Annotated in this window: 10 protein-coding genes; 2 read left to right on the forward strand and 8 right to left on the reverse strand. The window is 74.8% G+C overall.

Going from position 1 to position 13346, the window contains the following annotated elements; all coding sequences use genetic code 11:
• Positions 1–66: 66 nt before the first annotated feature.
• Both Q5761_RS12110 and gabT read right to left on the reverse strand, forming a co-directional pair.
• On the reverse strand, positions 67–570 hold the full coding sequence (locus tag Q5761_RS12110) for an Lrp/AsnC family transcriptional regulator (RefSeq protein ID WP_135224570.1): 504 nt from the start codon (positions 568–570) through the stop codon (positions 67–69).
• A gap of 68 nt (positions 571–638) precedes the next feature.
• Entirely contained in the window at positions 639–1976 is a 1338-nt protein-coding gene (gabT, locus tag Q5761_RS12115) for a 4-aminobutyrate--2-oxoglutarate transaminase (protein ID WP_135224571.1), read from the reverse strand.
• 551 nt (positions 1977–2527) lie between these two features.
• On the opposite strand from gabT, the gene Q5761_RS12120 reads away from it, so the two are divergent.
• A complete protein-coding gene (locus Q5761_RS12120) occupies positions 2528–3466 on the forward strand; it encodes a Crp/Fnr family transcriptional regulator (RefSeq protein WP_318750710.1) in 939 nt (312 codons plus the stop codon).
• A gap of 411 nt (positions 3467–3877) precedes the next feature.
• On the opposite strand, the gene Q5761_RS12125 is transcribed toward Q5761_RS12120, so the two are convergent.
• Entirely contained in the window at positions 3878–4426 is a 549-nt protein-coding gene (locus Q5761_RS12125) for a hypothetical protein (RefSeq protein ID WP_318750711.1), read from the reverse strand.
• Positions 4427–5216: 790 nt separating this feature from the next.
• On the opposite strand from Q5761_RS12125, the gene Q5761_RS12130 reads away from it, so the two are divergent.
• Positions 5217–6866: a hypothetical protein gene (locus tag Q5761_RS12130; RefSeq protein ID WP_318750712.1), complete on the forward strand. Its 1650-nt coding sequence runs from the start codon at positions 5217–5219 to the stop codon at positions 6864–6866.
• A 16-nt stretch (positions 6867–6882) separates the two neighbouring features.
• Here Q5761_RS12130 and Q5761_RS12135 read toward each other — a convergent pair whose 3' ends face one another.
• The 5 genes from Q5761_RS12135 to speB all read right to left on the reverse strand — a co-directional run bounded on the left by Q5761_RS12135 (position 6883) and on the right by speB (position 13290).
• Positions 6883–7971, reverse strand: coding sequence for a Yip1 family protein (locus tag Q5761_RS12135; RefSeq protein WP_318750713.1), 1089 nt, complete (start codon positions 7969–7971; stop codon positions 6883–6885).
• Between the two features lie 23 nt (positions 7972–7994).
• Positions 7995–8930, reverse strand: a complete 936-nt coding sequence (gene sppA / locus Q5761_RS12140) for a signal peptide peptidase SppA (RefSeq protein WP_318750714.1) — start codon at positions 8928–8930, stop codon at positions 7995–7997.
• Positions 8931–9013: 83 nt separating this feature from the next.
• Complete coding sequence (locus Q5761_RS12145) at positions 9014–10648, reverse strand: CTP synthase (protein WP_318750715.1); 1635 nt, start codon at positions 10646–10648, stop codon at positions 9014–9016.
• A 39-nt stretch (positions 10649–10687) separates the two neighbouring features.
• Positions 10688–12388 (reverse strand): arginine--tRNA ligase, encoded by a 1701-nt coding sequence (argS, locus tag Q5761_RS12150; protein WP_318750716.1) that lies wholly within the window; start codon positions 12386–12388, stop codon positions 10688–10690.
• Positions 12388–13290, reverse strand: coding sequence for an agmatinase (speB, locus tag Q5761_RS12155; protein ID WP_318750717.1), 903 nt, complete (start codon positions 13288–13290; stop codon positions 12388–12390). Before speB ends, argS begins: the two co-directional genes overlap by 1 nt.
• Positions 13291–13346: the final 56 nt, after the last annotated feature.

A 13346-nucleotide genomic window follows, 5' to 3' on the forward strand; every position in this document is an offset into this window, starting at 1 on the left:
CCAGCGCCCGGCGCCGCGGCGGCGGTCCGCACCGGACGCATCCCCCTCCGGCGCCCGCCTCCGGGCTCAGCGGGGCGCGGCGCTGCGGCGCCGGCGACGACGGCCCTCCTCCTGGCGCTGGGGCAGCCCGATGGCGAAGTCTTGCTTGTAGATGTCCAGCACCAGGGAGGTCTGGGTGTTGGTGATGCCGTCGATCTTGGACAGGTCCTCCAGCAGGAAGGACGCCATCTCCTTGTTGTCCGAGAAGAAGGCGTAGACGATGATGTCGTAGATCCCCGTGGTCATGGCCACGTAGTGGACCCGGGGCAGGCGGGTCAGCTGCTCCACGATCTCGCGGATGCGGCTCTGGTCCACGTTCAGGCCGATGATGGCGGGCGCGTTGAACCCCACCTCGAAGGGGTCCGTGACCGCGGCGATCTTGATCACGCCCTCTTCCAGCAGCCGGTAGAACTTGCGCCGGATGGTCCCCTCCGTGACCCCGATCTGCTCCGCCATGTCCACGAAGGACATGCGCCCGTCCTTCTGCAGGAGCTTGATGATCTCCCTCTCCGTCTTGTCCAGCACCACCATGGTCTGCCCCTCCGTCTGCCCCCGCCGCGTCCCCCGGCCACCCGCGCATCACCGGCCGGGGATGCGCGTCAGCGGAACACGGCCGCCAGAGCCTCTTCCAGCACGTCGCACGCTTCGTCGATCTGCTCGGGGGTGATCACCAGCGGGGCGAGCACCCGGATCACGTTGCCGTACAGGCCCGCGCGGGCGGTGATCACACCGCGTTGGAGCGCCTCCTGGATCACCTGGCCGACCTCCTCGGTGGCCGGCTCCTTGGTGGCGCGGTCCTTGACCAGCTCCATGGCCACCATGGCGCCGAGGCCGCGCACCTCGCCGACCTGGACGAACCGGCGCTGCATCGCCTCGAACCGCCGGCGGAAGCGGCGCCCCACCTCGTCGGCCCGCGCCAGCAGGTTCTGCTCGCGGAACACGTCCAGCACCGCCAGGGCCGCGGCGCAGGCCACGGGGTTGCCCACGTAGGTGCCGCCGATGGCGGTGTCGCGGGCGGCATCCATGATCTCCGCACGCCCGATGACGCCGGAGAGGACCATGCCGGCGGCGATGGACTTGGCCACCGTCATCAGGTCGGGTTCCACGCCGAAGTGCTCGCAGGCGAACATCCGCGCGGTCCGGCCGAAGCCCGTCTGCACCTCGTCCAAGATCAGCACGATGCCGTGCCGCGTGCACAGCTCCCGCACCCTGGGCAGGAAGTTGGCCGGCGGCACCACGAAGCCGCCCTCGCCCTGGACCGGTTCGATCACGATGGCCGCCACGTCTTCGGGCGCCACCGTCACCTCCAGCAGGCGCTCCAGCTGCCGGTAAGCCCACAGCCCGACCTCCTCGGGCGTCATGCCCTCGGGGCCGCGATACGGATAGGGGTAGGGTGCCCGGTAGACCTCGGGGACGAAGGGGCCCAGCCCCACCTTGTAGGGCTTGGCCTTGTGGGTCAGCGTCAGGGCCATCCACGTGCGGCCGTGGAAGGCGCCCTCGAAGGCGATCACCGCCCGTCGACCGGTGTAGTGCTTGGCGATCTTGACCGCGTTCTCCACCGCCTCCGCCCCGGAGTTGAAGAACGCCGCCTTCACCGGCCCGCTGATGGGCGCGATCTCCGCCAGGCGCTCCGCCAGCCGCACGTAGGGCTCGTAGGGCACCACGGTGAAGTCGGTGTGGGTGTAGAGGCGGACCTGGCGGCAGATGGCCTCTACCACCGCCGGCTGGGAGTAGCCCACGTTCATCACGCCGAAGCCGCCCGCCAGGTCGATGTAGGTGTTGCCGTCGACGTCGGTGATCAAGGCGCCCTCGGCCCGCTCGATGAAGACGGGCGCCAGCACCGACTTGGCGTTGGCGACGTACTGCTGCTTCAGCGCCATCAGCTGGCGTGAGCGCGGCCCGGGAATCTCCGTCCGGCGTACGATGGAGCCTGCCACCCCGATCCCCTCCTCGGCCACCTCGGTCTGGTCGGGCCAGCCATGAAGAAAGCGCCACCGCAACGAAGAAAGCGCCACCGCGATGGCGCAAGCAAACCTCTATATTATTCATCCCGCCGCCCCAAGTCCCTGCCACGGTTGGACGCCGCACCCTCCGCAGGCGGTGCCCCCCGTCGCGCGGGCCACGGCACCCCGGGGATCCGGGGCGGGGTGCTCGACGGACCGTCGCGGAGGCCCCCGGGGCTGGACGAACCGTCTAAGGGGCCCTCCGGGCTCCCGCGACGCCCCGCCGCCCTTTGCCGGCATGTCCCTGGATCCGCGCCGGTGGAAGCGGCCGGCGCCGGCCGCCGCAGCCCGTCGGGAGCGCGGACCCGACCCGGCCCGGCTGGGCGGTGCGCCACCTCTGCCGTGCCGGCCCTGGCCACGGCGGGCCCCCGCGGCCGCGGATTCGACGCGGTTCGACCCGCGCCGCGGCCCGGCGGCAGGGATGGCAACTTCATCCATGGTAATCCTCCGATGGGCTCCCTTCGGGCGGTGCCGAGGCCGGGGGGATGCATCGAGAGGGGGGTGACCGGCAGGTGGGACAGGTGGGAGAGGATCGGCCCTGGACGCGGAGCGGCGGTGGCGCCGCCACCGCCCACGAGACGAAGCGCGGACGACTCCCGGCGCCGACCGGCTCCCGCTCCGCCCGCGTCGCCGGGTTGCCTCCGGCGCTGTTCGCGCCGGCAGCGCCGAGCGGAGCCCCGGGCCCCCAGGGCTACCCGCGTCGGGTCGCGCCCCCCGCCCGGTGCGACCTGCCGCCCGGCTGGCCGGCGGAAGCGGCCGCCCACGCGGCGTGGGCGCTGCGGCAGGCGGAGGTGCGCCGCTGGCCGGCGGGTGCCACCCTCTTCGCCGGTCCCCGGCGCGGTGGCGGTCTCTTCTGGTTGCGCCGCGGTGTCGTCCGCCTCGCGGCACCCGGCGCCGGCGGGGAGCCGGTGCTGGTGGCGGTGGTGGCCGCTCCTGCCCTCACGGGGGATCCCGGCCCCCTGTTCGGCCGCGCCAGCGTCCCCCTGACCGCCACCTGCATCACCGCCTGTGACGCGGCGTACTGGCCGTATCCGCGGTTCCGGGCGATGATGACCCAGCGCCCCGAACTGGCCGTGCTCCTCGCCTATCAGGGGATGGAGGCCTTCCATCAGGCGACCCAGCGGATCGCGGGCCTCCTCTCGCCCCACGCGCGCCTCCGGGTTCTCCACGTCCTGGTCCTGCTGGCGCGGGCCTTTCCCCTTCCCGACGGTTCAGGGAGCCGGCTCCCGGCCGCCCTGACGCAGCAGGCCATCGGGCTCGCGGCCAACGCCGGCCGCGTGACGGTCAACCGCGTCCTGGCCGACCTCCGACGGCGCGGGATCGTGGGTCGCACGCGGCCGCTGTTCATCCGGTCGCCGGAGCGGCTGCAGGCGCTGCTGTGCGAGGAGGCGGCGGTGTCCCCGGAGGGGGCGGATCTGGGCTGAAGCAGGGCGCGCCCCGCCGTCCCTGGGACCGGGCCCCACCGGCGGACACCAGGGGAGACCCAGGGCGGGCCGATCCGCGGCGGCGCCCGGCCGGGCGTGGGGCAAGGCCCAGGGTGGAGACCGGCCCGCGGCGGGTCTCAGCCCGGCGTGGGGCCAGGCCCAGGGTGGGGACCGGCCAAGGCAGGGGGCCGTGGGGCCGGCAGCGCTGCCGGCCCCACGGCCCCCTCCGCATCCCCGACCGGGGCGATGGCTCGTCTCCGCCGACGTGCCGGCGGGACTCCGGCGCCACCCGCCGGCAGGTCCCCTCCCCTAGCCCGGCCGGCCCCTGGCCCCGCGCCGGCCTTCGCCCCGCGGCCATGGGCACCGCCCCGGTCGCCGGCCCCAAGCCGGCGGCGGCGCTGGATCCGGCGCCTAACCCGGCGTCCGTCCGGGAGCCCCCGGGAGCCGCTGCCCCTCGGGCTGCTTCCCGGCCCGCCCGGTCGCGCGGGCCGGAGGCCACCCGCCGGGAAGGGAAGCGCGCCGCCGGGCGGACGCACCGTCCGCCGGTCGCGGCCGTCGCGGCGAGGATCGGGGCGCCCGCCGTCCCTCGCCGGCACCGGCCCCGGCGGGCGCCTCCACCTTCGGGGTCCGCGGCCAGCGGGCGGGCCGTTCGGCCGCCAACACGGCCAAGTCGCGCAGGATGTCGGTCAGGTGGATCGGTGAGATCGGTGCCCGGCTCGCCGTCACCCGTCGGAAGGTGGCGCGGGCCGCATCCTCGTCGTCCCGGACCGCGAGCCGCTGCACCGCGAAGTCTTCACCGGCGAGCTGCCCTTCCCGCCACGTCTCAACACGACTCTTCATGTAGAAGAACACGGCGCCATGGGGCGTGCGCTCCCGGCACAGGATGTACACGTAGCGCCGCTCCAGGTCCCCGGCCGCCAGCCGCCGGGTGCAGTGGGCGAGTTCGGCGTACGCGGGCACCCTCCCCCAGCCGCGGCGGGTCGACGTGCCCCGGCCTGCCGGGATTTGCGGCAGGGTGTCCCCTCGCGACGCTGTCGGCTGTCCACCCATCCCAGAGAACTCCCCCCGTGGTGTCTGCGTCGGGTCCTCCCCCGTGGTTCCAGCATCGAGGCCAACGTCGTCGACGCGAACCTCAGCCAACGCGATCCGCCGCGCCTCGCCGTCGATGGGCCGCGCGGGGACACCCTTCCGCTCCCCGTGGGCCCCAGCCGCGACAACGCGGGCACCCGGCCCGGGACCGTGGGCGCACCGCAGCCGTCCGCGTCCGGTCCCGGGCGGCGCCCGCGCCACCGGGCCGGCGAGCCGTCGACGGTCCTCATGGCAGCCCCTGCTCGCACCGGTGCGTTGCCTGGGAATCCCATTATAAGCCGGGACCCGGCTCGGCCGGTGTTCACCAGGAAACAAGTTCCGCGATTTCCATAGCCTCTTGGTCCCCACTCTCCCCGTCCGTAGCCGATGCGGCCATCCCCGCCCCTCCGGCTGCCCGACCGCAGGTGGCCGCCCGCCCTGGTCACGGCGGCCGTCCCGGTCCCTGGTACGCCGATCGGCTTGGCGGGCGGCGCACTGCGGGGACCCGGGGGTCGCCTCGTCGCGCCGCGCCCGCCCCTCTCGCCGGGGCGGACTCGGCGCGGGCGGGAGGGGGCGGGGCGCGCCCGTTCGGGGATCCGCTATGCTCACGGTGGGAGGGGTCGGCGCAGGTCGTCCCGGAGGCGCAGGTCGTCCCGGACGTCCCGGAAAGGATGAGGCGGTCATGGATTCGGTGCGTCCCGGCGTCCGGCCGACGGCGTCCGCCCTGATGGCGGCCGTCGACGAGGCCATGCTGCAGCGCCTGGTTCCAGAACCCGTGCGCATCCGTGCCCTGGACCTGTTCCTCCTGGGCCGGGTGGAATCCCGCCTGGTCTCGGGGACGCGGCTCCTCGGCGAGGTCCGCGGCAGCCGGGGCGTGTACCGCACCGTGGTCCACGTCCTCCGCGGCCCCGAAGGGCCGGATGCCGCGGCCCAGTGCGAGTGCCCTCGCCGCGCCCGCGCCGGCCTCTGCAAGCACGCCGTCGCCCTGCTGTACGCCTGGATCCACGAACCGGGCACCTTTGCCTCCCTGGACGATCGGCTGCGGCGCCTCGAAGAGCGCCCCCGGGGGCAGTTGCTGGAGCTGATCCGCCGTCTGGTGGAGGAGGAACCGGCGCTGCTGGCCACCCTGGACGCCGCCGGCGCCGGCCCGCACGCCGACACCCCTGACGCAGCCGGTGGCGCCGGGGAAGGGGAGCGAGAAGGGGAGGCGGAAAGGGACGAGGGCTCCACGGACGCGCCGTCCCTAGCCCGGTGGGTGCTGCAGCTGGAGCGGCAGCCCGATCCCGAACCCGAGGAGGTCCGACGCTGGCTGGCGACCCTGGCACCGCGCCGTGCGGAGGCCCGGTCTCCGGGGCGAGGGGGCGGCGATGGTGCGCCGACGGGTGCCGCGGGTCCACCGGCGGAGGGGCCGGCCGGAGCGGACCCGAACCCCGTCGGCGCCTCCCCCGGTGCCGGGGATGGCGGGGAAGCCGCCGGGCTGCGGTCGGCCCTCAGCCTCCTGCTCCAGGGAGCCCTCTGGCGGCAGGCCGGCTTGGCGGTGGCGGCCAGGGCCCGCGGCGAGGCGGCCGCCGCCCGGTGGCTGGAGCAGCGCTGGCAGGACCTGGCTCGGACCGCGGTCCTGCTAGGCCGCGCCCACCGTGGGCCGGCTTCCGCCGCCGGGGCCGAGCGCGGCTTGGCCTCGGTCGTCCTGACGGCCCAGGCCCTGGGCGTCCCGGCCCTGCTGGCGGCGAGCCGGTTCCTCCTGGAAGGGGGGCATGAGGGCATGGCCCTGGGGCTGGCCCGGTGCGCCCTGGAACGCGCCCGGACCCCCGCCGAGGTGGCCGACGCCCGAGCCCGTCTGGCCCAGGTCTGGCTGGCCCGCGGGCAGCCCGAGCGGGCGCTGCCCTATCTGGCGGCCAACTTCACGGCGCAGCCCGACGCGGAGCGGCTCGCGGCCGTCGAAGCGGCCGCCCGCGCCGCCGGGCAGTGGGACCAGCTGGCCCCCGAGGTCGCCCAGCACCTGGAGGCCCTGGGCGATGCTCCGTTGCTGGCCGAGTTCCTCCGGCGACAGGGCGCGTGGGACGAGCTGGCCGCGCGCTTGGACGACCCTGCCTGGCGGGGCGCCCTGCCGACCCGCTTGCTGTTGGCCATCGCGGACGGCTTGCGTCGCCGCGATCCGGCGCGCGCAGCCGCCCTCTATCGGGAGGCGATGGCGCGCCCCGACGCGGGGGACCCGCGGGCCATCGCGGCCCGCTGGGAGGCCTTGGCCCATCGCCTCGGTCGGGACGACGGTCCGCCACCCGCCGGCCCCGACGGCCGGGGCCCCGGGGGGCACCGGGATGGAGGGGCATAGGGCGGCCCCCCCCGGCTCAGCCGCCCACCGCGAAGGCCAGCCCCGCCACGGCAAGGGCCAGCACCGCCGCCAGGGCCGTCACGGCCAGCCAGGGCGCGAAGAGGACGATCAGCGCATCGGTCCGGCTGAGGCGCTTCGTCGCCCGCAGGGCGTGGTAGAGCAGCACCCCGGACCAGACGACCATGGCCACCGCGCCCAGGTCCCGCAGGGCGCCGCCCGCGCCGTCCAGCCGGGACGTCAAGGCCTCGAGGGGGATGCCGATCAGGTTCGGGGGCAACAGCGCCAGCGCCAGGGCGGCCAGCAGGTTGGCCCCGCTCCCGCGGCCGCCGACCAGGTCGGCCACCAGGTGGAGCAGCCCCGCACCGAGGAAGAGGGTGGCGACGCCGAGCCCGGCCAGGCCGACGCCCATCGCCAGGGCCAGCCGGGGACCTTGCACCCCGTCGGCGGGGAGGATGGGGTCCTGCCCTGGCACCCCCGGCACGGCCAGGTCGCGGGCGACCGCCGCCCCCTGCACCAGCCCGCTGGCCACGATGACGACGAGGGCCACCCCCACCAACAGGCCCAGGGGCGGTCGCTCCATGGCCGCCAGCCGGGCGAAGGTCGCCCGCGGGGCGAAGATCACGCCGTAGACCCAGTCGACCAGGCCGAGCCGCGGCGCATCGACCGGCTCCGGGCGACGGCCGGGGTCGGCGTCCGGCCTCGGCTCGGCGGCCGGGCCGTCGCCATCGGCACCGTCGTCGTCCCCGGGATGGGCCCGTCCCTCGTGCCCCTCGTCCACCCATCGGCTCGGCGCGGTCGGTGGCGCGCCGCCGTCGACGGCCGGCTGCCCGTCCCCCTGCGGCTGCCGGTCTCCCGTCGTGGCGCCTTCCCCTTCCGGTTCGGTGGCACGTCCCGGTCCCTGGACGGGGGTCGCGGGGGCCGCGGGCATCCCGGGCGCCTCGGGCCGCGGCGGCGCCTCGTCGCCGGGCGCCGCGAGGGGCGCGTCGGCCGGCCGCCCCGGCGTCGGCCCCCCGGCGCGTGTCGCCGGTTCGTCCCGCGCCGCGGCCCCGTCGCCAGGCGGCGCGCCGGCAGCCTCGTCCGGCCTGCCGTGCGGGCGCTCGGTCACGCTGTCTCCTCCCCTCCGCAACCCTAGCGCGGCACCGCCCGGTAGAGCTCCCACCGCACCAGCTCCGGCACCAGGCCGACCCCTTGGGCCAGGCCCCAGCGCCCCTCGCCGCCCAGCCGCAGCAGCAGGTCGATCAAGGAGCGGCGCGGCCCGAACTCCACGAGTTCGTAGTGCTCCAGTCCCGCCAGCTCCGCCGCCAGCTCGACGGCGTCTTCGAAGGTGCCGAGCTCGTCCACCAGGCCGGCGGCCTTGGCCTGCCGGCCGGTGAAGATGCGACCGTCGGCCAGCTCCAGGACGCGCTCCCGGCTGAGGCCGCGCCCCTTCGCCACCACGTCGACGAACTGCTGGTAGATGTCGCCGACCAGGCCTTGCAGCAACCGGCGTTCCTCGTCGGTGGGCGGTCGCGTGGGCGAGCCGATGTCCTTGTACGGCCCGCTCTTGATGGTCTCCACGTCGATCCCCAGCTTCTCGTAGAGGTCCTCGTAGTGGGTGACCTCCATGATCACCCCGATGCTGCCCGTCAGCGAGGCCGGATTGGCCACGATCCGGTCCGCCGTGGCGGCGATCCAGTAGCCGCCCGAGGCGCCCAGGTCGGCGATGGAGACCACCACCGGCTTCCCCGCCTGGCGCACCCGCTGCACGGCCTCCCCGATCTCCTGGGCCGCCGCGGCGCTCCCGCCCGGCGTGTTCATCCGGATGACCACGGCTCGCACCGCCGGGTCCTCGCGGACCTGGCGCAGCTGGCCGGTGACCTGCTCCGCGCCCACCACCGTGCCCAGCAGGGCGCTGGAGCCGTTCCCGGCCGCGATGGGCCCGTCGATGGCGACCACGGCGATCTGCCCGCCGCTCCGTCCCCCGCGGGGCGGCGCCCCCGCGGGCCACAGCAGCGAGACCACCGAGGCCACCACGAGGAGGGCGAGCAGGATGACGACCGCCCACTGCAAACGCTGGTTGGCCATCCTCGGCGCTCCTCGGCTCGGACTTCACGCACCGGCGCCCCCGCCCCGCCGCCGCCCGCGGGCGAGGGCATGGCGACGCTCCCCTACGAGCGGGCGCCAGCCCCGACGGGCCGCAGCCCCGCCCGCTCCGCCGCCGCGCGGATGAACCCGGCGAACAGCGGGTGGGGACGGGTGGGGCGGGACTTCAGCTCGGGGTGGTACTGGGTCCCGACGAACCAGGGATGCCCTGGCAATTCGATGACCTCCACCAGGTCTCCTTCGGGCCACACCCCCGTGGTGCGCAGGCCGGCGGCGTTGAGCCGGTCGCGGTAGGCGTTGTTGACCTCGTACCGGTGGCGGTGGCGCTCGTAGATCAGCTCCTGGCGACCGTAGAGCTCCCAGACCAGCGAGCCCGGCTCCAGGCGGCACGGGTAGCGCCCGAGGCGCATGGTGCCCCCCAGGTTGGTGACCTGCTTCTGTTCCTCCATCAGGTCGATGACGGGGTGCGGCGTCGCCGGGTCGAACTCCGTGCTGTGGGCCCCCGCGAGTCCCAGCACGTGCCGGGCGAACTCGATGACCGCGCACTGGAGGCCCAGGCAGATGCCCAGGAACGGCACCCTGTGCTCCCGGGCGTAGCGCACCGCGGCGATCTTGCCCTCGACGCCGCGATGGCCGAAGCCGCCCGGGACCAGGATGCCGTGCATGTCCCGCAGCAGCCGCTCGGCCCCCTGTTCCTCCACCGCCTCGCTGTGGATCCAGCGGATGTCGACCCCCACCCGGTGGGCGATGCCGCCGTGGCCCAGCGCCTCGGCCACGCTGATGTAGGCGTCCGTCAGGTCCACGTATTTGCCCACCACGGCGATGCGCACCTGGCCGTCCGGATGCTTGATGTGGTCCACCATCTCGCGCCACTGGCGCAGGTCGGGCTCCCGCTCGGGCAGGCCCAGCCGGCGGACCACGATCTCGCCCAGCCCCTCCTCCTCCAGGCGCAGGGGCACCTCGTAGATGGTGTCCACGTCCGGGTTGCTGATGACGGCCTGAGGTTCCACGTCGCAAAAGAGGGCGATCTTCTCCCGCACGTCCCGCGGCAGCGGCCGCTCGCACCGACAGACGATGGCGTCCGGCTGGATGCCGATGCTGCGCAGCTCCTTGACGCTGTGCTGGGTGGGCTTGGTCTTGAGCTCGCCCGCCGCCCCCACGTACGGCACCAGGGTGACGTGGATGTACATCACCTCGTCGCGGCCGATGTCGCGGCGCAGCTGACGGATCGCCTCCAGATAGGGGAGGCCCTCGATGTCGCCCACCGTGCCGCCGATCTCGACGATCACCACGTCGGCGCCGCTGGTCTCCGCCACCGAGAGGATGCGCCCCTTGATCTCGTTGGTGATGTGGGGGATGACCTGGACGGTGCCTCCCAGGAAGTCCCCGCGCCGCTCCTTCTCGATCACCGCCTGGTACACCTGTCCGGTGGTCACCGTGTGGGCCCGGGAGACGTTCTCGTCGATGAACCGCTCGTAGTGCCCCAGGTCCAGGTCCGTCTCGGCGCCGTCCTCGGTGACGAAGACCTCCCCGTGCTGCAGCGGGCTCATCGTCCCCGCATCCACGTTGATGTACGGGTCGATCTTCTGGATGGCCACCCGCAGCCCGCGGGCCTTGAGCAGGCGGCCCAGGGAGGCCGCGGTGATGCCCTTGCCCAGGGCCGAGACCACGCCTCCCGTCACGAAGATGAACTTGGCCATCGATCCCCCTCCGGATAGGCGCGCCGGCCAGGGCGCCGATCACATGCGCTCGGGTGCCGACACCCCCAACAGGCCCAGCGTCCGCGCCAGGACCCGGCGGGTGGCGTCCACCAGGACCAGCCGCGCCCGGGCCACGGGCTCCTCCTCGCCCAGCACCCGGCAGCGGGTGTAGAACTGGTGGAAGAGGGTGGCCACGTCCTTCAGGTAGTACGTCAGCCGGTGGGGCTCGCGCGCGGTCGCCGCCTGCGCCACCTCGCCGGGCAGGTCCAGCAGCCGCCGCGCCAGGTCGCGCTCCGACGGGTCGCCCAGGGGGCTCAGGTCGGTGGCCGGGTCGGGCCGCAGGCCCGCCTCGGCCGCGGCCTGGCGCAGGATGCCGCAGGCCCGGGCATGGGCGTACTGGACGTAGTACACCGGGTTCTCGTTGGAGCGGAGGTTGGCCAGGTCCAGGTCGAAGTCCAGGTGCGTGTCGGGCGAGCGCATCAGGAAGAAGTACCGGGCCGCGTCGACGTCCACCTCGTCCAGGAACTCCGCCATGGTCACCAGCTCGCCGCGGCGCTTGGACATGCGCACCGCCTGGCCCCCGCGCACCAGGTGGACCATCTGGGTCAGCAGCACCTCGAACCAGCCGTCGGGCAGGCCCAGGGCGCGCAGGGCCGCCTGCATCGGCACCACATGGCCGTGGTGGTCCTGCCCCCAGATGTCGATGGCGCGGTCGAACCCCCGCTCCCACTTGGTCAGGTGGTAGGCGATGTCCACCAGGGTGTAGGTGTACTCGCCGTCCCGGCGGACCAGCACCCGGTCCTTGTCGTCGCCCACGGCGGTCGAACGCAGCCAGACGGCGCCGTCCCGCTCGTAGACCATGTCCCGCTGCCGCAACCGCTCCAGGACCCGCTCGGGGTAGCCCTCGGCCCGCACCCGCGTCTCGGGATACCAGACGTCGAACTCCACGCCGAAGCGCGCCAGCTGCACCCGCATCTGGGCCACGATCGCCTCCACGGCGAAGCGGGCCATGCGCGCCCAGCGCTCCTCCTCCGGGCGATCCAGCAGCCCGGGTCCCTCGGCGGCCAGCAGGTCGCGGGCGATGTCGATCACGTACTCGCCGGGATAGCCGCCCTCCGGGATTGCCGCGTCCTGGCCCAGCTCCTGGCGCATGCGCGCCTCTACCGACTGGGCCAGCTTGCGGATCTGGTTGCCGGCGTCGTTGAGGTAGAACTCCCTCTCGACCCGGTACCCCGCCGCCTCCAGCACCCGCGCCAGGGCGTCGCCCAGCGCCGCCGCCCGCGCGTTGACCACACCCAGCGGTCCCGTCGGGTTGGCGCTGACGAACTCCACCTGGACCCGCTGGCCACCGCCGACGCCGGTGGTGCCGAAGGCGTCGCCGGCCTGGAGGATCGCCCGCAGCCCCTCTCGCCACCAGTCCTCGGCCAGCCGGAAGTTCAAGAAGCCCGGGCCGGCCACCGCGACCTCGCGCAACCAGGCGCCGCCCGGGAGGTGGCGCCGCACGACCTCCGCCACCTCCCGGGGCGGGCGCCCGGCACGGCTTGCCAGGACCAGCGCGGCGTTGCTGGCGAAGTCGCCATGGCGCGGATCCCGCGGCACCTCCACCTGGACGCCGCGCCAGCTCGGGCTCCCCGGGGCCACCTCCTGGGGCAGCTCCCCTGCGGCCACCGCCGCGGCAGCCGCCGCCTCCAGCGCCTGGCGCACCTGCTGCCGTGCCGAGGCTACGGGATCGACCGCCATCACCGCGCCACCTCCCGCGAGAACGCCAACAGGAGCTCCCGGGCCAGCTTCGCCGCGACGACCTCCGTGCGCCCGCTGGGATCCAGGGGCGGCGCCGCTTCGACCAGATCGGCTGCCACCACCCACGCCCCGGCGTGCGCCAGCCGGTAGAGGGCCCGCTGCAGCACGCCGAAGTCCGGCCCCCCAGGCTCCGGCGTGCCCGTGCCGGGCGCCACCGCCGGGTCCAGCACGTCGATGTCCACCGTCAGGTAGACCGGCACCCCCCGCAGCGGGCCGGCCAGCTCCCGCGCCAGCGCCTCCGCCCCCTCGCCGACGTCGTGGAAGAGCCGCCCCTCCTGCCGCGCCAGCTGGAACTCCTCGCGCAGGCCCGACCGCGGCCCCAGCTGCCAAAGGCGGCCCGTCCCCACCAGGTCCAGGACCCGCCGCATCACGGTCGCGTGGGAGTAGGGCTCGCCCAGGTACCGGTTACGCAGGTCGGCGTGGGCGTCGAACTGGACCACCACCAGGTCCGGGTAGCGATCCAGGACCGCGTTCACCGCCGCCAGGGTCACCAGGTGCTCGCCGCCCAGCAGGAGCACCCTCTTCCCGTCGGCGACGGGTCGGCGCAGCGCCGCCTCGATGCGGGCCAGGCTCTGCCCCAGGTTGCCCAGGGGCAGGACCACGTCGCCCGCGTCGTGGATGGCCAGGTCCTCCAGGTCGCGGTCCAGCTCCGGGCTGTAGGTCTCCAGGCTGTGCGACGCCTCGCGGATGCGGGTCGGACCCCACCGGGTCCCGGGCCGGTAGCTGACGGTCAGCTCCAGGGGAGCCCCGGCGATCACCCAGGTGGCAGCGTCGTAGTCGGCCTCCGCCGCCACGAAGCGCCCTGGCCGCTCCCAGGGGCCGGTGGCCGGCTCATCGTCCATGCTCCTCACCTCGGCAGCGGGATGCCCCCGCGCGGCGATGGGCGCCTCCACCGCGA

It is taken from the genome of Thermaerobacter composti (assembly GCF_033582035.1).
Taxonomy (GTDB): domain Bacteria; phylum Bacillota; class Sulfobacillia; order Thermaerobacterales; family Thermaerobacteraceae; genus Thermaerobacter; species Thermaerobacter composti.

Coding starts and splice junctions, on each gene's coding strand:
- Q5761_RS12130 (WP_318750712.1), top strand. CDS start 5,217: ATGGATTCGGTGCGTCCCGGCGTCCGGCCGACGGCGTCCGCCCTGATG.
- sppA (WP_318750714.1), bottom strand. CDS start 8,930: ATGGCCAACCAGCGTTTGCAGTGGGCGGTCGTCATCCTGCTCGCCCTC.
- Q5761_RS12120 (WP_318750710.1), top strand. CDS start 2,528: ATGCATCGAGAGGGGGGTGACCGGCAGGTGGGACAGGTGGGAGAGGAT.
- Q5761_RS12145 (WP_318750715.1), bottom strand. CDS start 10,648: ATGGCCAAGTTCATCTTCGTGACGGGAGGCGTGGTCTCGGCCCTGGGC.
- speB (WP_318750717.1), bottom strand. CDS start 13,290: ATGGACGATGAGCCGGCCACCGGCCCCTGGGAGCGGCCAGGGCGCTTC.
- argS (WP_318750716.1), bottom strand. CDS start 12,388: ATGGCGGTCGATCCCGTAGCCTCGGCACGGCAGCAGGTGCGCCAGGCG.
- Q5761_RS12110 (WP_135224570.1), bottom strand. CDS start 570: ATGGTGGTGCTGGACAAGACGGAGAGGGAGATCATCAAGCTCCTGCAG.